General features: G+C 51.3%; 14 protein-coding genes and 1 pseudogene. 11 read left to right on the forward strand and 4 right to left on the reverse strand.

Going from position 1 to position 19,370, the window contains the following annotated elements; translation table 11 throughout:
• Positions 1–248 precede the first annotated feature (248 nt).
• Positions 249–2,090, reverse strand: coding sequence for a hypothetical protein (locus ACA108_04305; protein ID XEX96766.1), 1,842 nt, complete (start codon positions 2,088–2,090; stop codon positions 249–251).
• A 150-nt stretch (positions 2,091–2,240) separates the two neighbouring features.
• On the opposite strand from ACA108_04305, the gene ACA108_04310 reads away from it, so the two are divergent.
• The 3 genes from ACA108_04310 (at position 2,241) to ACA108_04320 (ending at position 4,934) form a co-directional block, all read left to right on the forward strand.
• Positions 2,241–2,414: a helix-turn-helix transcriptional regulator gene (locus ACA108_04310; GenBank protein ID XEX98016.1), complete on the forward strand. Its 174-nt coding sequence runs from the start codon at positions 2,241–2,243 to the stop codon at positions 2,412–2,414.
• 30 nt (positions 2,415–2,444) lie between these two features.
• Positions 2,445–3,953: a DUF3987 domain-containing protein gene (locus ACA108_04315; protein ID XEX96767.1), complete on the forward strand. Its 1,509-nt coding sequence runs from the start codon at positions 2,445–2,447 to the stop codon at positions 3,951–3,953.
• A 282-nt stretch (positions 3,954–4,235) separates the two neighbouring features.
• On the forward strand, positions 4,236–4,934 hold the full coding sequence (locus ACA108_04320; protein XEX96768.1) for an inovirus Gp2 family protein: 699 nt from the start codon (positions 4,236–4,238) through the stop codon (positions 4,932–4,934).
• Positions 4,935–4,985: 51 nt separating this feature from the next.
• Here ACA108_04320 and ACA108_04325 read toward each other — a convergent pair whose 3' ends face one another.
• The 3 genes and pseudogenes from ACA108_04325 to ACA108_04335 all read right to left on the reverse strand — a co-directional run bounded on the left by ACA108_04325 (position 4,986) and on the right by ACA108_04335 (position 7,195).
• Complete coding sequence (locus ACA108_04325) at positions 4,986–5,459, reverse strand: hypothetical protein (GenBank protein ID XEX96769.1); 474 nt, start codon at positions 5,457–5,459, stop codon at positions 4,986–4,988.
• 64 nt (positions 5,460–5,523) lie between these two features.
• Positions 5,524–6,732, reverse strand: a complete 1,209-nt coding sequence (locus ACA108_04330) for a tyrosine-type recombinase/integrase (protein ID XEX96770.1) — start codon at positions 6,730–6,732, stop codon at positions 5,524–5,526.
• A gap of 316 nt (positions 6,733–7,048) precedes the next feature.
• Positions 7,049–7,195: pseudogene (locus ACA108_04335) on the reverse strand (DUF4942 domain-containing protein).
• Positions 7,196–7,836: 641 nt separating this feature from the next.
• Between ACA108_04335 and tssB the strand changes: the two are divergent.
• The 8 genes from tssB (at position 7,837) to ACA108_04375 (ending at position 19,369) form a co-directional block, all read left to right on the forward strand.
• Positions 7,837–8,334 carry a type VI secretion system contractile sheath small subunit gene (gene tssB, locus ACA108_04340; GenBank protein XEX96771.1) on the forward strand — a complete coding sequence of 166 codons (498 nt, stop codon included), beginning with the start codon at positions 7,837–7,839 and terminating at the stop codon, positions 8,332–8,334.
• 40 nt (positions 8,335–8,374) lie between these two features.
• Positions 8,375–9,925, forward strand: coding sequence for a type VI secretion system contractile sheath large subunit (gene tssC / locus ACA108_04345; protein XEX96772.1), 1,551 nt, complete (start codon positions 8,375–8,377; stop codon positions 9,923–9,925).
• Between the two features lie 17 nt (positions 9,926–9,942).
• Positions 9,943–11,283 carry a type VI secretion system baseplate subunit TssK gene (tssK, locus tag ACA108_04350; protein ID XEX96773.1) on the forward strand — a complete coding sequence of 447 codons (1,341 nt, stop codon included), beginning with the start codon at positions 9,943–9,945 and terminating at the stop codon, positions 11,281–11,283.
• Positions 11,280–11,969, forward strand: coding sequence for a type VI secretion system protein TssL, short form (gene tssL / locus ACA108_04355; GenBank protein ID XEX96774.1), 690 nt, complete (start codon positions 11,280–11,282; stop codon positions 11,967–11,969). The genes tssK and tssL overlap by 4 nt, the downstream gene beginning before the upstream one ends.
• Complete coding sequence (locus tag ACA108_04360) at positions 11,966–13,690, forward strand: OmpA family protein (GenBank protein ID XEX96775.1); 1,725 nt, start codon at positions 11,966–11,968, stop codon at positions 13,688–13,690. The genes tssL and ACA108_04360 overlap by 4 nt, the downstream gene beginning before the upstream one ends.
• Before the next feature lie 2 nt (positions 13,691–13,692).
• The gene (locus ACA108_04365) at positions 13,693–14,184 is read left to right on the forward strand and encodes an Hcp family type VI secretion system effector (GenBank protein XEX96776.1); all 492 of its coding nucleotides are present in this window, start codon (positions 13,693–13,695) and stop codon (positions 14,182–14,184) included.
• 176 nt (positions 14,185–14,360) lie between these two features.
• Positions 14,361–17,012 carry a type VI secretion system ATPase TssH gene (gene tssH / locus ACA108_04370; GenBank protein XEX96777.1) on the forward strand — a complete coding sequence of 884 codons (2,652 nt, stop codon included), beginning with the start codon at positions 14,361–14,363 and terminating at the stop codon, positions 17,010–17,012.
• Positions 17,009–19,369: a type VI secretion system Vgr family protein gene (locus tag ACA108_04375; GenBank protein ID XEX96778.1), complete on the forward strand. Its 2,361-nt coding sequence runs from the start codon at positions 17,009–17,011 to the stop codon at positions 19,367–19,369. The genes tssH and ACA108_04375 overlap by 4 nt, the downstream gene beginning before the upstream one ends.
• The last annotated feature ends 1 nt before the right edge of the window (position 19,370 follow it).

A 19,370-nucleotide genomic window follows, 5' to 3' on the forward strand; every position in this document is an offset into this window, starting at 1 on the left:
TTAATGGCACCATTAAATTATTGCTTAAAGGGATCGGATAGCATCTACGACTTACGAAATGGTTGTGGCTCTTCGGCATATCGCGATTCAAGGTTTGTATGATATCTGTAACGCACTAGGTCAATATTGTTTGAAGGCTATAAAATAGCCAATATATTGGCGTAGTATACGAGCAGAAAAATAAAAAATGAAACACACATCTCTGCTACAGCTGCTACACGTAGCAGCTGTAGCAGGGATAAAGGGGGTCACTCATCATATTTGAAAAGCTCACTGCTCAGATCGTGTATTAGCGCCATTTTTTGAGCTTTTTCACCTTCAGCTAAAGGCTTAATTTGACCTTCTCTCTCATTAACAATTCTGATAGCCTCAGCTAAAAATTCTCGTTTTATTACACGTTCTTCTGAATTGCCGACAAGTCCGTAGATATTAACTAATTTCTCCCCGGGGAGTGTCAGGTAAGGTTTTATATAATTCAGGTTAAGAATGCAGTTGTACAATGTAAATTCATTCAAATAGCTTACGAGGTTTTGTCTGCACTCCCGAACAGTTAATATTTTCTCATCTATAATTAACTTGGACAGTTCTTCGCTATTAATAATTTTATCGGCTGCATCAAGCCGTTTATTTATTTTGCCCAATGCAGATTCAACTTCATCCAGAATTCCTGTAATAGACTGTGGGTGGATGGCAGAAAGTTCAATCTCGTTGTAGAAACTTGTCATCTGAACCATGTTATTATACTGTTTTATCGCATTCATTATTATCAAATTATTGGCGCACATAACTAATATCAAATCGGCTTGTTTAAATTTGCGGTCGATATTGATATGATCAGTAAAAACGCCTCGATGTAATAAAACTGTGTTTATATCAGAGAGTAACTCTCCATTTTTTATTGTCTTCCCTTTTAATTTGATGTTAAGAGCAATCCTGATAACACTGATAGCTGCTGAGATGAAGCCAGTAGGTAGTTCATTAAGTGAAATAGCATCAATTTTTTTCTTTGCTTCAGTTAAATCATCAATGCAAATTCTATGTATTATTTCAGTTAAGGCCAGATATGGTTTAAGCGCAAAAGAGTTTTGAGCATTCTTAAGATTGATAGCCAACTCAATTAAATCTAATTCAGAAAATACATCACCATTAAGAGAGCTGAAAACAAGATGCCAGATTACCTTGATATCCATCCATGTATCTTCATTTATCTCTATCAAATCATGTTTGTTCGTTTCTTTCTGAAACTCTTCGACTAATGATTCCAGCAGTCTCTCATCGAAGTGTTTCGATTCATAAAGATACTGATTTAATGCTGAATAATAGCTGTCATTCATTCCATCTCCCTCGTGGAGATATTTGTAAGCACTGGAAAGATACTTAGTCAGGCCGGTTCTTCGTTCAAAAGTTAGTAGGATTCGAAGAGAGGCGTAGGCAGATTTAAATTTATCCAAGCGAACTTTAATATCATCAAACGCATCATCGTCTAGAGTTTTTTGGGAATATTCAATACATTCATCTATGACGATGTTCATCCATGATTTTCTCGGGTTGCTATTTTTTCGGATGTTTCTAATTCGTTCAAATAGTGGAAGGAGAATGTTTTTATGAATCTCATCATCTGTTTTGAAAATACCACGTAAATAGTTTCTTACCCCTGCGGTGATATCCCTTTCACTATTTTCCAATGTTGGGCAATGATTACTTAACAGGAAGCTATCAATGTGAAAATAGAATCCATTATTATTACTTGAGCTGAAAGTTTTGTGTATATCAAGTGCCAGGCATGAAGAAACCCCGAGCTGGATATAACGCTCGAATACCTGGCTCCGGGTCAGAGTTCTGAACACGGGGTAAGATATAATTTGATTATAAAGCATTTCGTATTTATAGAACAAAACTCGTCGATCTTCTTCACTGAAGACCCTTTCTTTATCAATTATTTTTATTATCTCATTATAGCGTTGATTAAAAAATGCCTGATGCCGCCAAAAACTCCCATATGCACGTCTATCCCGCTGTTTACTCCCTTCCCTGAACACACCCAAGGTCTGACAGACATCGTACATCAGTTTTGCAAATGCATTTCCCACTTAGCTTCCTCCGTTTGGTTTCCGTTTTTCTACGCGGACACTATCCGAGATGTTATGGCAAATTTCGAATCGAGCCAAAGACATCCAACAGGAGAAGTGAAAATGTCGAACGTTAGTGCACAAAAAACACACTCGCTACGCATCCTGCGCATGACTGAGTTGACGGCGATTCTTGGGATCTCGCGCTCAAGTATCTACGAAAAATTGAATCCGAAATCGAGGTACTACGATGCTGAGTTCCCCAAACCAGTCCGACTAGGAGCAGCATCTGTCGGTTGGCGATCTACTGCTATTGACGAGTGGATCGCTTCCCGAACCGTTTAATTTTTTTGCAAAAAAATAAAGGATGATGCAATGAGCAACAAAAATGAAATTAATCATGAGCTTAACCTGAATTTTGATATTCTGCCACGTCATATCAGGCGATGGACTTTGTACCTACACCACATCACAGGTGTGGCTGTTGAGATTATCGTCGTTACGTTATTAGCATTTTTGGGGTTGGCCTGCCAGGATCTGTTTTGCGTTCAGTTGGGCAATAAACAGCGATTTCCTCTGGCGTTATACCTGTTGCTGCTCTCCAGGTCTGGTAGTGGTAAGTCAAGAATATACAGGTTGCTCAAGATTCCTGTAGAGCAACAGGAGCGGCGATTTGAAGACGAGTATTGTGTCGAGCTTGAGGAGTATGAACGAAGGGTCATTATCTGGCAGGCTGAGTTTAAAGTATTAAATAAGCTTTACAAAAAAGCGCTGAGTCAAGGGGGAGATACGGCTGAAACACGCAGAAAACTTGAAGAGTGTATCAGCCGCCAACCGCAGAAACCAGTAAGGAAATCCATTATTTTAACAAACCCGACAAGCGAAGCGCTCACTAAAGAAATCGGGATGGGATATCAGAATAAAGCTCTTTTTAACGATGAAGCAGCAGGTGTGTATACGAGTAGTTTGTACAACGACCCCACACCTTTCAATACATTCTGGTGTTGGGATAAAGTCACCATTAACAGGGTATCACGGGAAAGCTTTGTTATTGAAAATTATGTATTTTCATCTTTATTAATGATGCAGCCTCATCCGTATGACAATTCCAGCAAACGGAAAAGGGCCAGTATCAGATTCACAGGATTGCTGGCTCGTACCCTGATGATAGATATGGAGCAGATTACAGAGCCATATACTAACAATGAGCACAGTGCTAGGGATGAAAGCCTGCTTCAGGAGCTGTATTCTGTCATGTCACAGCTTATGGACGCCGGTGTTAAGCGAAGAGAAAATGACGATGAGTATATTGCACTTACCCTTGCCCCGGACGCGCAGGATCTAATGGATGAAACGTCGTTGAGTTTGCAGCAGCTGATGAAGCCTGGCGGTGCCTTATATCACTATGATGATATAGCTGCTCGTTTTATCGAGCAGAGCCTCAGGATTGCAGGTATTTTTCAGGTTACTGGTGACCCTGATTCGACAGAAATTGTAAGGGAAAATCTGTTGTCTGCTTTAAATCTGACTGACTGGTTTGTAAATCATTCCATTACAAAAATTGATTCCACAAGAGAGCTTAGCGATGAAGAGAAAATATTGTTCTGGTTAGAGTCGCATCTTGTAGAAAATAGATCTTTCGAATTCAGAAGAAATGACCTTATCAAAAAGGGTCCGAATTCAGTCAGGCGTGCTGAGAGGTTGATACCAGCGCTGGAAAAACTTGAGTCGAAAGGGAAGGTGCAACTATTCGAAGTGGCGGGTATAAATTATGTCAAATTTACTGGTTCAGAAATGGATCCTGTTGAACTAGCTGAGAAAACTAATACGCCCATATACCAGTCTGGATCACTGGCACTGAGTAAGCTGGCTAAGCCTGAATAACTTCAGAGTGATTTTTATTATTTATCAACGAGTTATGCTGCTCATAAACCCTGATTGGCTGCGGGTTAGAGTGTCGCGAATAATAACGTTTCTTAGTTTTGGTTAGTCGGTATATGTAATATATATCCTTATTAACATATGCCTAGATACCAGTTAACCAATCGATCACTATACCAGATACCAGCATAGCTAATCCATCTCTGTGAGAGGAACTGTACGCCTAATCACGTGGGTAGCCCACTGCTACCCATTAATCAATGAATATTACCTGAGTAATTTATTATGAGATCACCTTATGAGTTATCTGAAAAAGAATTTGAATCCCTGCTACTGGCAGCAGAAAAGAAATATGACTCCCGGTTATCACGCTATATGCTTCGTCGCTCACTTGCTGTGATATCTAATTATCTGGAAAACTATAACCGGGTATTTGCATTACGAGCTGACCTGAGATTTGCTCAGTCCCATGTGCCAGATGAGCCAGACTTACCGACATGCTTTCAGAAAGATGATGAGAAAGCCATTACTCGGGCTATAGAATCCCTTAAAAGTCAGCTAAGGGAAGAGCACAAGCGTTCTGGCAGGGCTGGTGAGCCTGTGCCACTAGGTTATATCTGGGCCAGAGAGCGTGTTACCGGGGAACACCCTCACTACCATCTGGTTCTGCTATTTGACAAAGAGGTTTATGCCTATCTGGGAGATTATACAAAGCCTGACGCTGATAATATGGGGACCCGGATACAGAAAGCCTGGTGCAGCGCCATTGGTCTTGATTATCCTGAATATGCTTATCTCCCGCATTTTCCGAAGAATCACAGCGCGTGGTTCACTCGGGATGATGCGTTAACGTTAAGTGCTGATTATTATGACTTTCTGCTACGGGTAGCCTATCTGGCCAAAGACTACAGTAAAGACTTCCATGACGGTTATCGCAACTTTGGCACAAGCCAGCTAATACAGCGATCCTTGAGCGACAAATAGAACTTCAGTTGCAGACTTGCCGATAAAAGTACAGGTCTGCATTATTCATCCTCACCCGACAAGCTGGCGATAATCGCATTCCATCTCATCAATAAAATCATTACCGATTGTCGGAAAACCATAGGTTAAGAGTTCAGTCCCTTGTATTTTAAATAAATTATAGAGATAGCTGTCCTTTTGGTGAGCGACGTGAACAGGCACAAAAGGCCTGTTTTTTACGATAGCTTCGTTTAGTTCGCTGGTGCTGATGACGTTGTATTGATCCCCTGTGATATCAATAACGTAATCACCCACTTCCAGCCAGAAGTGAGTAATCGCGCCATTTTTACCGGTGACTCCAGTGACCCCTTTCAATTCCAGTTCGGGCCATAATTGTAGAAAGTGGAAGGAAAGTAACATTAAGCAAAGCTTGCTACTTATGACAGGAAAGCCGTGAGGGATGAGGTAGGTTGTTGACGGATCGCATTTTTCGAGTAGTTCCCGAAATCTATTTGTCTCTTCACGTGCAGCTCCAATGGTAAACAAAAACGCCTCCAGGTCTATTATATGAGTGGGGTTGAAAGTCTCTGCAGATGCGAAAACGGCTTTCTCAGGTCGTCGAGACCGCAGACATAACGTAATCTGCCCATGCCTGCATCATCGGCCGTCGTTCATTCAACAGGTCGGTACGATGGTAGGCTGCTTCAGATTTGTTCCTGATAGTATGAGCCAGTGCTCGTTCAGCTAAATCATGCGGATAGCGTTGTTCACTGCACCAGTCACGGAAGCTGGAACGAAATCCATGCGCGACAGCAAATCGTCCCTGGGTATCGCTGATAGCTTTGGTTTTACGCAAAAATGATGTCAAAACCATATCGGAGAGAACAGTTTGTTTTCTGGGGGAAGGGAATACCAGCATCTCATGTAATCCTCTCATTTGTTCAAGTAGCCCAATTGCCTGCTGAGACAGAGGTACCCTGTGCCGGACACCGCCTTTCATTCGACTTGGTGGGATGGTCCAGATCTTGCGTTTAAAATCAATTTCGCACCATTCCATCGCACGAGCTTCGCCCGAACGACATGCTGTCAGTATGACAAACAATAGTAATCCTCGGGTAACGTTGTAACGATCTTCAGTATAAACGCGGCTGGCGATGTATAACGGTATGACTTTCCATGGCATGGCAGGCTGATGTTCAGTACGTATACTGGCGCTGACCTGCTGGGGAAGGAGGTGGTCTACAACATCAACAGGATTGGCTGAGCAGAACCCATGAGCCCAGGCCCACTGCATTACTTTATGAATACGCTGTTTTACCCGTCCGGAGGTTTCGGGGATAGTCATCCACGAAGGACGCAAAACATCCGCAACATTGGCTGGCGTAATCGCATCAAGAGGAACGGTCCCCATAGCAGGAAACACATGCTGTTCGAGTGTAGATATCCACTGCCGGGCATGCTTTTTGTTACGCCATCCTGGCAGCAACTCAGTATGAACTTTTCGTGCAGCCTCTTCAAAAGTCGGAATTACGATTTTGGTCGTCTCCGCTTTTTTGAGTTCAAGAGGGTCATCTCCAGCCGATAATTGTTCTCGCATGGTTTGCGCGAGTTTAGCCGCTTCGGCAATACCGATTTCAGGGTAAGAGCCAAGACCGGCATTACGTCGTTTCTGAGTGACAGGGCTGACGTAGCGTAGCACCCACTTTCCGCGTCCTTTAGTGGAAGAGGGATGTAGTGTAAGGCCAGTGACACCACCATGCGAAATCGGTTTGTCATTGGGTTTGATATGACGGGCTTTGGTATCCGTGAGTAAGGCCATAAGTGGTGGCTTCCTTTAAATCTGAGTATGTCTTCAGTATGCCATCTGGTATGCCATTAATTGAAGCTTTCTTTGGATTGGGCTAACATACATCGGACGGGTAATAGTGTGATTTACTGTATTTGTGCGGGTTTAGTTGACGTTGTCGTACCAAATCGGATTTATATCAAGCGGACGTCCGTTCCGCCACTATTCAGGGCCATGTTATTAATTAACATGGCCCTTTTTCATGTCTGTAATTTTTGGTATGTCATTGCCCCTTGGCTTGTATCGGTACAGATTGATGTTAATCGCACTGCTGCAAATTTTTCAATTTTCAGCATAACGACGCATCCAGCGTCCCCGGAAAGTGTTTCGCCACGATTTCCTTCATCCAGTCAGTCAGATCCCTGCGTTTAAAGGTGATATGCCCTGATCGCTTCTACGAGTAACGTATCGAAAAGTTGTCATCTTCAAATACTACTGAAGAGCGTTGGTCATCCTCCCTCTGGTGCGCGTGCAGGTGTCCGGGCGATGCAATATCTAAATCATCTACCTTGAAGCATGCTTGTCCCTTTTCATTTTTTTGTTCTGTCTAAATCCATCAGTCTCTTGCTCTGTAACAAGCTTTTCTAAATCGACCTGACGGCAATAATTCTGCTGGCTAGGTCTGGATGCACTCATTTTATCACTCCGATGAATAAAAAATAATTAATTAATCACCACGCAGATGAATTAAGTATTCATGAATTATTATTTAGCGGCGCTTAATTGGATTGATCTGGCATATATAACTGAGCCATATTTAATGGGGGGATGATAAGTCCTTTTTCGGACTTTTCTAAGATGGCTTTACATATCTGACGCTTGTTTTGCATTGAATGCATCATAGTATAAATTTAAATTATATTTGTTAATTGAGCGGTAAACACAGGTGAATCCAGGCCGGGAGCGGCTTGGTGAGTATAATGAACTGCTTCTGCTCTACCTTCAAATTAAGCAATCGGCTTTGTCCTGTTTACATATAAATTTTCTGGCGTAATAATTAACGGCCTGCCGTTATATATTTGCATGCTCTTTTATCTGGCAGGAAGGCCAATTACACATTACATGGAGAATGAGCAGATGAGCCAAAGCTTTCAGAACGAAATCCCGAAGGCGCGCGTTAACATTTCGTTAGATTTACACACGGGAGGTGCGCAAAAGAAAGTTGAGCTTCCCCTTAAATTACTGAGTGTAGGTGACTTCAGCAATGGCAAAGCCACCGGCACCCTGTCGGAAAGAAGTAAATTAAATGTTAATAAAAACAACTTCGACTCAGTCCTCGAAGAGCTGAACCCTGAAGTCAGTCTCACCGTAAAAAACACGCTTGCAGACGATGGCTCGGAAGAAAATGTCCATCTGAGCTTCAGCAAGATGAAAGACTTCGAACCTGAAGCCGTTGCCCGTCAAATTCCCCAGCTTAAAGCCATGCTCGCCATGCGTAATTTACTGCGCGACCTGAAATCGAATCTCCTTGACAACACAACCTTTAAGAAAGAATTCGAAAAAATTCTGAAAGATCCTGCGCTGAGCGATGAGCTGCGTAACGAACTGAACGCGCTGGCCCCGTCCCGAAATTAATTGTCAGGTACCGGAAATATTAACGGAATAACTGGAAAGAATGCTTATGTCAGTCAATAACGAAGCCAAGAGCCCGGCGGCGGGTGCAACAATTGAAAAAACACTGCCGGACGGCGGTGTATATGCCTCACTGTTCGAAAAAATAAATCTGCAGCCGGTTGCCGAAATGGGCAATCTGAATGGCTTTGATGATAATACCGTGATGGCGGAAACGTCTGCGAATGCCCGTGTGACCGCCGCAGTTCAGGTCTTTATGCAGTGCCTGCAGAAATCCGGACAGAAAGTCGAAAAATTAGATAAGACCCTGCTGGACCATCATATCGCGGAGCTTGACTTTCAGATCAGCCGCCAGCTTGATGAGATCATGCATAGCGATGAGTTCCAGAAAGTGGAGTCCGTCTGGCGGGGACTTAAATCCCTCGTTGACAAAACAGATTTCAGGCAGAATATTAAGCTGGAAGTGCTTGATTTATCTAAGGAAGAACTGCGGCAGGATTTCGAAGACTGCCCGGAGATTATTCAGAGCGGATTGTACAAGCAGACCTATATTGCGGAATACGACACACCGGGTGGCGAGCCTGTCGCTGCCGTCATTTCAGCGTATGAGTTTGATGCCTCAGCCCAGGATGTGGCGCTGATGCGGAATATATCAAAAGTTTCCGCTGCTGCTCATATGCCATTTATTGGCTCCGCGGGACCGGCCTTCTTTTTAAAAGACGATATGGAGCAGGTCGCCGCCATCAAGGACATCGGCAACTATTTCGACCGTGCTGAATATATCAAATGGAAATCGTTCCGCGAGACCGACGATTCCCGTTATCTGGGACTGGTGATGCCGCGTGTGCTGGGTCGCCTGCCGTATGGCCCGGATACCGTGCCGGTGCGCAGCTTCAACTACGTTGAAGAAGTCAAAGGCCCTGACCACGATAAATATCTGTGGACTAACGCCTCCTTTGCATTTGCCGCCAACATGGTGAAGAGCTTTATCAACAACGGCTGGTGTGTCCAGATCCGTGGCCCGCAGGCAGGTGGCGCAGTGCAGGATTTGCCTATTCATCTGTATGACCTCGGTACCGGTAATCAGGTGAAAATTCCGAGTGAAGTGATGATCCCGGAAACCCGCGAATTTGAATTTGCCAATCTGGGCTTCATTCCGCTGTCCTACTACAAAAACCGCGACTATTCCTGCTTCTTCTCGGCGAACTCTACCCAGAAACCGGCACTGTATGACACGGCCGATGCGACCGCTAACAGCCGTATTAACTCACGTCTGCCGTATATCTTCCTGCTGTCGCGCATCGCGCATTACCTGAAGCTCATTCAGCGTGAAAACATCGGCACCACTAAAGACCGTCGTTTGCTGGAACTTGAGCTGAACACCTGGGTCCGTGGACTGGTGACCGAAATGACCGATCCGGGCGACGAACTGCAGGCGTCTCACCCGCTGCGTGACGCCAAAGTGATTGTCGAAGACATCGAAGACAACCCGGGCTTCTTCCGCGTCCGCCTGTTCGCTATCCCGCATTTCCAGGTGGAAGGCATGGACGTCAACCTGTCACTGGTTTCCCAGATGCCGAAGGCGAAATCATAAGCTAAGGCAGGAAGCCAATGAAAACGGAACAACCGTTATGGGGCAGGGGCCAGATGGTCTCTCCCCAGCACTTCCAGCAACAGGCCGCGTATGCGGCCTGGTCTGCGGAATGCATCGCCCGACTGGGTCTCTCCCATCCCTGGGGGATGATTAATGCCACTTTCGAACCGGATGCACTGAAGCTGGGCCGCCTGCAGGCCCGTCATCTGCACATCCGTTTCCCCGACGGCACGCTAATTGACACGGATAATGCCGACGACCTGCCGCCGGTGCTGGCGCTTGAGAGGGAATCACAGGAAGTAGTGGTGGTTCTGGCGCTTCCGCTGCTGCGGGCGAATGGTGGCAACTGCCTTAAACCCGATGAGGTGGCCGAGCGCCCTGTGCGCTATCGCCAGCGCTGGCGGGATGTCCGCAACACCTTTGGGGAAGATACACGACAGATTGCGGTGATGCAGCCAGAGCTGACGCTGCGTTTCGCCCATCAAAACAACAGCGATTACCTGACCTGTCCGGTCGCTCGCGTGCAGCAGGATTCGCAGGGGAGCTGGGTACTCGATGAAACCTTTCTTCCGCCACTGCTGGCTCTGCAGGGCAGCCGCTGGCTGGTGACTCAGCTGGAACAGCTGATGACGCAGCTGCGCGCCCGTCTGAGTCGCCTGATGGCAATGCGACGTGAAAGTAATGAGCGGATGGCAGATTTTGCCGTGGCCGACGTATCCCTGTTCTGGCTGCTCAATGCGCTGAACAGTGCAGAGCCCGTGCTAGGACAGTTTCTGCGTCACCCGCAAAGCCCGCCTGAGCGTCTGTATCCGGAGCTGGCACGCCTGGCTGGCAGCCTGCTGACCTTCTCGCTGGAACATCAGGTCAGTGCGATCCCGGCATGGCAGCATGAGCAGCTGAATAGTGTCTTCCCGCCTCTGTTCGATTTGCTCGGCGACCTGCTGGAAGCCAGCCTGCCGTCGCGGGTGGTGGCGATTGAGCTTGAGCATGATGCCCGGCTTCACTTCTGGCAGGCTCGTCTGCATGACCCGCGTCTGCGTGAAGGGGCCGATTACTATCTCTCAGTGCGTTCACCGATGCCGGTGGCACAGCTGCAGGAACAGTTCCCGCGCCAGTGCAAGGTTGGCAGTCCCGATCACGTCAGAAGTATCGTTAATTCATCGCGGGTCGGCGTCCCTCTGACGCCGCTGCGCCATGTGCCGGCGGCTATTCCACTGCGTCTTGAAAACCAGTATTTCAGCCTTGATGTCTCTCATCCCCTGGCCACCGATATGCTGCAGAACGGCAGCTGTATGTTTTACGTCCCCGGGATGCTCGGCGAGCCTGAACTTGAACTCTTTGCGGTACTGAGAACATGAGTGAGCGTAAACGCGGCACCGCCGCGTCCATTGATATTGATGCCCTGCTGCAGGACACCTGGCTGCAGGTGATAAGCCTCCGTCACGGTCCGAAGTTTCAGGATGGAGAAGGGCGCACGTTGTGGGAGCGCTGCATTGCTGATGTCGAACGTGTACAGCGTGAGCTGAAAGCGAGTGAACTCGATGAAGCCAGCTGTCAGCATATTCTCACTGCACAGTGTGCGCTACTTGATGAGGCGGTCAAAGGTCGCGGCGTGGAGGACGATGCCTGTGTGCAGTGGTATGACATTCCCCTGGAGGGGCACTTCCTCGGCACCATGAATGCCGGTGATACGTTGTGCGATCGGATGCGTGATGTGCTGCGTGAACCGGCGCCTGACCACGCTGTCTTGACCTGCTTCCAGCGGGTCATGATGCTGGGTTTCCTCGGCAGTTTCCGTTCTTTGAACGACCCGGAACGCCAGAAACTCGTCAACGCACTCAGTGAGCATGTCCCGCCGTTCAGCTATCCACAAACCCATCCGGTCCTGGCGGAAAGCCGTAGCGGACGAGGAATGGGCGGCTGGCTGGCGTCATGGCCCGTGCGTATTGGCCTGAGCGTGGTAGTGGTTGCCGCGCTGTGGTGGGGACTGAACCTCTGGCTGGATCAGACGCTGCTGACCCTGCTGCCGGGAGCTGTGAAATGAGTCCTGCACAACAGCGCGGGCTTGCGCTGTGGGCCGCCCTGCTGAGTGCAGTGGTCTGCCTGGGTTTCCTGCCGGTCACTCGCCTGGTTTCTGTGCTTGTTCTGTTGGCGATGCTGGGGCTTATCCTGGCGTTCTGGTATATCGCCAGTCGTCGTGCGGAGCATGACGTCACCCTGCGTCTGGATGACCTCCCGGAAGCCACTTACCGTCAACCCGTGGTGCTGGTCTGTGGCGATCTGCCGCTGGCATGTATGCAACAGTCACCGGTGCTTACGGTTACACAGGGATGTTGGATCCGCGTAGAGGATCATCAGGATCTTGAGCAGGCAGCCCGTCAGGTACTGTGTCTGCGCCCCGACTGGGGTCGTCAGCTGTCGGTGATGGTCAGCGTCTGTCCGCAGAAACACGCCGACAGCGAGCGCCTTACCAGTCGTCTGCTGGCATTGCGCTGGCAAATCAGCCAGCTGCGTAAAGAAACCGGTCATTCTGTGCCGCTGGTTCTGAATGGTCAGGTCGGCAGCGCGATGACGAATGACATGCTCTGGCAGGCCGCTATCCCGGGGGAAGGAGTGAGGGTCTGGCGTGAGTCTTCAGCACCGAGCTCAATTGCTGCATGGGTCACCACCGGCGGGTCACCTGCGATGCAGCAACAGGTGCTGATGAACAGCCTGATGAGCTGGTTCCATCAGCACGTAAAAGCCATCTTTATGGGTGAGAACCCCGATGTTCCTGTCATTGCACCTGCTGCGGTGCTGTGGGGAATGGGACCGGTCCTTGCAGGAAGCCTGGCCACATCGGTCTGGACGGCGTGGCTTTCTCGTCACACTGCGATGCAGCAGGTGGCGGGCTGGCAGCCGGTGGGAACGGACAGTACGGTTATTTCTCCACTCCCGGATTTTATCCTGCCGCTGCTGCCGGAAGGGCGAGGCCTGACGCCGCGTGGGCGAGCCTTCCGTTGTGCGCTCGGGATTTTCACGCTGGCGGCCATTGCTGCGCTGCTCAGTAGTGGCTGGAACAACCGCCAGCAGCTGCAGCGTGTGAGCTTCGATATTGCCCGCTATGACCGTATCCCGATGCATGATTTCGGACCAAAAGCCGACGCCGTTGCCGTCCTGCGTGACGATGCGGCAGAGCTGGATGACCAGGCGCGCAATGGCGTACCAGCGCGGATGGGCCTGGGTCTGTATCAGGGTGAGCGTTTGCGAATGCCGGTGCTGGATGCGATCCGTTCCTGGGTGCCTCGGCCACCGCCGCCTAAACCGCAGCCGAAACCCAAACCGGTACCGAAAATTGTCCGCCTCGACAGCATTTCGCTGTTCGATTCCGGGAAGTCCGTGCTGAAAGTGGGGTCGACCAAAATGCTGGTGAACTCGCTGGTGGGCATCAAGGCAAAGCCAGGCTGGCTGATTGTCGTGGCCGGTCATACCGATAACACCGGTAACCCGCAACTCAATCAGACGCTGTCCCTGAGGCGTGCCGAAGCGGTACGTGACTGGATGCGTGATACCGGTGATGTGCCGGAAAGCTGTTTTGCGGTGCAGGGCTATGGCGAGAGCCGCCCGATCGCAACCAACGACACCCCGGAAGGACGCGCGCTCAACCGCCGGGTCGAAATCAGTCTGGTACCGCAGGCCGATGCCTGTCAGGTGCCGGACTCATCAAAAGCGTCACCGGATTCAACGGATGATGGCGACGCTTCAACTCAAGAAATGGAGAAGTAACCATGGCAATTCCTGTTTATCTGTGGCTGAAGGACGACGGCGGCGCGGACATTAAAGGTTCTGTGGACGTTCAGGATCGTGAAGGCAGCATCGAAGTGGTTGCACAGGATCACACCCTGTACATCCCTACCGATAATAACACCGGCAAGCTGACCGGTACCCGTATCCACACGCCGTTCAAATTCACCAAGGAAATCGACTCGTCCAGCCCGTACCTCTACAAGGCGGTGACTACCGGTCAGACCCTGAAATCTGCCGAATTCAAATGGTACAAAATCAACGATGCCGGTCAGGAAGTGGAGTATTTCAACACCAAGCTGGAAAACGTCAAGCTGGTGAAAGTCGCGCCGAAAATGCACGACATCAAAGATCCTTCCAAAGAGAAGCATAACCACCTGGAAGAAATTGAACTGCGCTACGAAAAAATCACCTGGACCTACAAAGACGGCAACATCATTCATTCCGACTCCTGGAACGAACGCGCCACCGCGTAAGCCCGATGCGGACAGGGTTTCCTGTCCGCAGTTTTTTTGCTGAGTGCCTGTCTGAAACGGGCTTTCAGCAAAGAAACCCACAATCTGCCTGCCCGACCTTATGCGCTTTGGTCTCCTGAACCACAGGAAACAGCGAAGGGCGGTAGCGTGTCCGGAATACACAAAGAGAGAAACTCATGGAAAATCCAGCCATCCTGTTGCGACGTCTGAACCCTTACTGTGCCCGAGCGATGGAAGGGGCGGCTTCGCTCTGCCAGACCCGCGCGCATGCGGAAATTTTGCCAGAGCACTGGCTGCTGAAACTGCTGGAGCAGGGCGAAGGTGACCTGACGGTGCTGGCGCGTCGCTACGAATGGGACATGGACGCCCTGTGGCAGGATTTGCTCGGCTGGCTGGATAACCTGCCGCGCTCGGTGCGCGGTCGCCCTCAGTTATCTGACAGTATTCAGACACTGATGCAGGAGGCCTGGCTGCTTGCTTCACTGAACGGCGAGGAGCAAATCCGCAGCATCCATCTGCTGATGGCGCTGGTCGATAAACCGAAACTGGCACGCTGTGACGGCCTGTGGCCTCTGCTGACGCTGGGCCAGAGTCAGCTGGAGCGCCTGCGTCCGCTGATTGATGCGCAGTCCGACGAGCGTCCGGAGCTGCAGCAGGAAGCGGAACTCGCCCGGCAGGGCGGCGATGTTGAAATGGTGGGTCGTTCGGTGGGAGCCGAAGTAAAAGACGGTGAACTCAGCCCGGCGCTGCAGAACGCGCTGGATAAATTCACCCTTGACGTCACTGCCAAAGCGAAAGAGGGCAACATCGATCCGGTGTTTGGCCGTGATACCGAAATCCGTCAGATGGTGGATATTTTGTCCCGTCGTCGCAAGAACAACCCCATTCTGGTCGGGGAGCCGGGCGTGGGGAAAACCGCGCTGGTGGAAGGGCTGGCGCTGCGTATCGCCGAGGGCAACGTGCCTGAATCGCTGAAAGCCGTCAGCCTGCGGACCCTCGACCTCGGCCTGTTGCAGGCGGGGGCGGGCGTGAAAGGTGAATTCGAACAGCGCCTGAAAAACGTTATCGACGCGGTACAGCAGTCGCCGAACCCGGTGCTGCTGTTTATCGACGAAGCGCACACCATTATCGGCGCGGGCAACCAGGCGGGCGGCGCGGATGCGGCCAACCTGTTAAAACCGGCGCTGGCACGCGGCGAGCTGCGGACCATCGCCGCCACCACCTGGAGCGAGTACAAGCAGTATTTTGAACGTGATGCCGCGCTGGAACGTCGCTTCCAGATGGTGAAAGTTGACGAGCCGGACGACGACACGGCCTGCCTGATGCTCAGAGGACTGAAATCGCGCTACGCCGAACACCACAGCGTGCACATCACTGATGATGCGGTACGTGCCGCGGTCACCCTGTCGCGTCGTTACCTGACCGGGCGTCAGCTGCCCGATAAAGCCGTTGACCTGCTGGACACCGCCGCCGCACGCGTCCGCATGAGTCTCGACACCGTGCCGGAAGCGATAGTGCGCCTGAAAGCGCAGCTGACCGCACTGGCACTGGAAGAGCAGGCCCTGCTGGAGGATATCGCCGCCGGCAGTAACCGTCATGGTGACCGCCTGAGCATCATTGAACAGCAGCGGGCTGAACTGGATGCGCGTATTCAGGAGCAGGAAGCGCGTTTCAGTAATGAAAAGGCGCTGGCACAGCAGCTGATGGCCAGCCGCCGGGATATCAGTCAGCAGGCTGAAATTTCCGACCTGCAACAGCAACTGGAGCAGGCGCAGCAGGGCGATGCTCTGATTCAGGTGGATGTGGACACCCGCACCGTCGCCAACGTGATTGCCGACTGGACCGGGGTGCCGCTCTCCTCGCTGATGAAAGACGAACAGACCGAACTGCTGAACCTGGAAGGGGAAATCGGCAGGCGCGTGGTCGGTCAGGATGTGGCCCTCAACGCTATCGCCCGGCGCCTTCGCGCGGCCAAAACTGGCCTTACCTCCGAGAACGGCCCACAGGGCGTGTTCCTGCTGGTCGGCCCTAGCGGCACCGGGAAAACTGAAACCGCGCTGACTCTGGCGGACGTGCTGTACGGCGGCGAAAAGTCGCTCATCACCATTAACCTGTCGGAGTACCAGGAGCCGCATACCGTCTCCCAGCTGAAAGGCTCGCCGCCGGGCTACGTCGGCTACGGCCAGGGCGGCATTCTCACCGAGGCGGTGCGTAAGCGTCCGTACAGCGTGGTGCTGCTCGATGAAGTCGAAAAGGCGCACCGGGACGTGATGAACCTGTTCTACCAGGTGTTCGACCGCGGTTTCATGCGGGACGGCGAAGGGCGCGAAATCGACTTCCGCAACACAGTCATCCTGATGACCTCCAATCTCGGTAGCGACCACATCATGCAGCTGCTGGATGAACAGCCGGACGCCAGCGAAGGCGACCTGCACGAACTGCTGCGGCCCATTCTGCGTGACCACTTCCAACCGGCGCTGCTGGCCCGCTTCCAGACCGTGATTTACCGTCCGCTGAGTGAGCCTGCCATGCGCACCATCGTGGAAATGAAGCTCGCCCAGGTGAGTAAGCGTCTGCATCGCCACTACGGCCTGGCAACAAACATCGGCGAGAGCCTGTATGACGCGCTCACTTCTGCCTGCCTGCTGCCGGATACCGGGGCCCGCAACGTCGACAGCCTGCTCAACCAGCAAATTCTGCCGGTGCTGAGCCAGCAGCTGCTGACCCACATGGCCGCGAAACAGAAACCCCAGTCGCTGACGCTGGGCTGGGATGAGGAAGACGGCATTGTGCTGGAGTTTGACCGGATACAAGGAGCGATCGCATGACGATAAGATTCAGCCACAGCCACCACCTGCTGGCGGTAAAAGGGTGCGGCTCGGATCTGGACGTGCTGGCGTTTGAAGGCGATGAGGCCCTCAGCGCGCCGTTCAGCTACCGTATTGAATTCACAAGTTCTGACCATGCCATCAGCAAAGAAATGATGCTGATGAAAGCGGCCTCCCTGACGCTGCAGGCCCCGGTTGACCAAGGTTACGGCATCAAAATGCAGCAGGCCGTGCGAACCCTTCAGGGAGTGGTGAGTGGCTTTGAACGGCTCAACACCTCAAAAGATGAAACCCACTATGCCCTGACGCTGCAGCCGCGCCTGGCGCTGCTTGACCGCTCGCATCAGAACGCCATTTATCAGGATATGTCGGTTCCACAAATCGTGGAAAAAATCCTGCGCGAGCGTCACAACATGCGCGGTCAGGATTTTCTGTTCTCGCTTACAAAAGAGTACCCGCGCCGTGAGCAGGTGATGCAGTACGGCGAGGATGACCTGCACTTTATTACCCGCCTGCTGGGTGAGGTCGGCATCTGGTTCCGCTTTACCACCGACACGCGCCTGAACATCGACGTGGTGGAGTTTTACGACGGTCAGCAGGGGTATGAAAAAGGCCTGACGCTGCCATCGGTGCCGCCGTCGGGCCAGCATTCGGACGGTGTGGACTCGGTGTGGGGGATGGAGAGCCATCATAACGTGGTGCAGAAGCAGGTCAGCACCCGGGATTACAACTACCGGCAGGCCACCGAAGATATGAATACGCAGGTGGATGTGACGCGCGGAGACGCCACCACCTGTGGGGAGGCCTATCACTACGGCGATAATTATCTGACACCGGGAAGTGCGTATGACCGCCATCCGGCCCCGGAGTCCGGGGCGTTTTACGCCCGCATTCGCCATGAGCGCTACCTGAACGGCCAGACGCAGACCCGTGCCATCACCAGCTGCCCGACGCTCTTTCCGGGGCAGGTGCTGAAAGTCACCGGCGGGTACGAAGTGGCCGACGTATTTGCCCGTGGTGTGGTCATCACGGCGATGCACAGCCATGCGCGGCGGGATGAAGATTTTGGCGTCAGGTTTGACGGTATCCCGGACAGCCCTGATTTTAGTTTCCGTCCTGATCCCGGCACCCGTCCGGTGATGGCCGGCACCTTACCGGCCCGCGTCACCAGTACCACCGAGAACGACACCTACGGCCACATCGATAAAGACGGCCGCTACCGCGTCAACATGCTGTTCGACCGCGACAGCTGGGAAAACGGCTTTGAAAGCCTGTGGGTGCGCCAGTCCCGCCCGTACGCCGGGGACACTTACGGCCTGCACCTGCCGCTGCTGGCAGGCACCGAAGTGGCGATTGGCTTTGAGGACGGTAACCCGGACAGGCCGTACATCGCAGGCGTGCTGCACGACTCGGCGCACGGCGACCACGTCACCATCCGCAACTACAAGCGTAACGTCCTGCGGACGCCTGCGAACAACAAAATCCGCCTCGATGACAGCCGTGGCCAGGAGCATATCAAGGTCTCCACCGAGTACGGCGGCAAGAGCCAGCTGAATCTCGGACATTTAGTGGATGCGGAGAAGCAGAAGCGCGGTGAGGGTGCTGAGTTACGGACTGATGACTGGGTGGCTGTTCGTGGTGGAAAAGGATTGTTGTTGACGACGCAAGCTCAGCCTAAGGCGATTGATCAGCAACTGAGCATGGATGAAATCAAACAGCAGTTGTCTGACGCACTGTCGATGGCGAATTCTCTGTCTGAACTGTTGCAGACAGCACAGATTAAAGGACTGGATAACAACATACAGCAACAGTTCCTCCATCAGAATGTGGATAAACTTCAGCAGCCTGCCATTGTGGCTGGCGCTCCTGGTGGTATTGCCTTGTCCACGCCGCAGCATATTCAGCTCAGTGCAAATCACAACCAGATGCTGACTTCTGGTGGCAGCACAGAAATAAGTGCGTTTAAACGCATGGTACTTGCGGCCAAAACAGGATTTGTTGCTTTTGTTCAGGAGCTTGGAATGAAACTGGTCGCTGCCAAAGGGAAGGTGGAAATTCAGGCGCAAAGTGATGGAATGGATATTCTGGCCAGCAAAGCCCTGACGGTGACAAGTACCGATGACGAAATCATTATCAGCGCGAAGAAAAAAATAACGCTTAAGTGCGGCGGTTCGTACATCACGATTGACCCGACAAAAATCGAGAATGGTACGGGTGGCAATTTTTACATTAAGAGCGCCGATTTTGATTATGACGGACCGGCGACACTGAATTCCTCTGTCCCTAAATTTACCGCCTGCGAAAATGCTGCATCCGAAGCCCTGGTTAAGGGCGATGCTACATTGCCACTCAGTTGAG

The sequence above is a fragment of the Dryocola sp. LX212 genome (genome assembly GCA_041504365.1).
Classification (GTDB): Bacteria; Pseudomonadota; Gammaproteobacteria; order Enterobacterales; family Enterobacteriaceae; genus Dryocola.

What these genes read in the sequence shown, in the direction of transcription:
- ACA108_04310 (XEX98016.1), top strand. Translation starts at nt 2,241, where the DNA reads ATGACTGAGTTGACGGCGATTCTTGGGATCTCGCGCTCAAGTATCTAC.
- ACA108_04315 (XEX96767.1), top strand. Translation starts at nt 2,445, where the DNA reads ATGAGCAACAAAAATGAAATTAATCATGAGCTTAACCTGAATTTTGAT.
- ACA108_04320 (XEX96768.1), top strand. Translation starts at nt 4,236, where the DNA reads ATGAGATCACCTTATGAGTTATCTGAAAAAGAATTTGAATCCCTGCTA.
- ACA108_04330 (XEX96770.1), bottom strand. Translation starts at nt 6,732, where the DNA reads ATGGCCTTACTCACGGATACCAAAGCCCGTCATATCAAACCCAATGAC.
- tssB (XEX96771.1), top strand. Translation starts at nt 7,837, where the DNA reads ATGAGCCAAAGCTTTCAGAACGAAATCCCGAAGGCGCGCGTTAACATT.
- tssC (XEX96772.1), top strand. Translation starts at nt 8,375, where the DNA reads ATGCTTATGTCAGTCAATAACGAAGCCAAGAGCCCGGCGGCGGGTGCA.
- tssK (XEX96773.1), top strand. Translation starts at nt 9,943, where the DNA reads ATGAAAACGGAACAACCGTTATGGGGCAGGGGCCAGATGGTCTCTCCC.
- tssL (XEX96774.1), top strand. Translation starts at nt 11,280, where the DNA reads ATGAGTGAGCGTAAACGCGGCACCGCCGCGTCCATTGATATTGATGCC.
- ACA108_04360 (XEX96775.1), top strand. Translation starts at nt 11,966, where the DNA reads ATGAGTCCTGCACAACAGCGCGGGCTTGCGCTGTGGGCCGCCCTGCTG.
- ACA108_04365 (XEX96776.1), top strand. Translation starts at nt 13,693, where the DNA reads ATGGCAATTCCTGTTTATCTGTGGCTGAAGGACGACGGCGGCGCGGAC.
- tssH (XEX96777.1), top strand. Translation starts at nt 14,361, where the DNA reads ATGGAAAATCCAGCCATCCTGTTGCGACGTCTGAACCCTTACTGTGCC.
- ACA108_04375 (XEX96778.1), top strand. Translation starts at nt 17,009, where the DNA reads ATGACGATAAGATTCAGCCACAGCCACCACCTGCTGGCGGTAAAAGGG.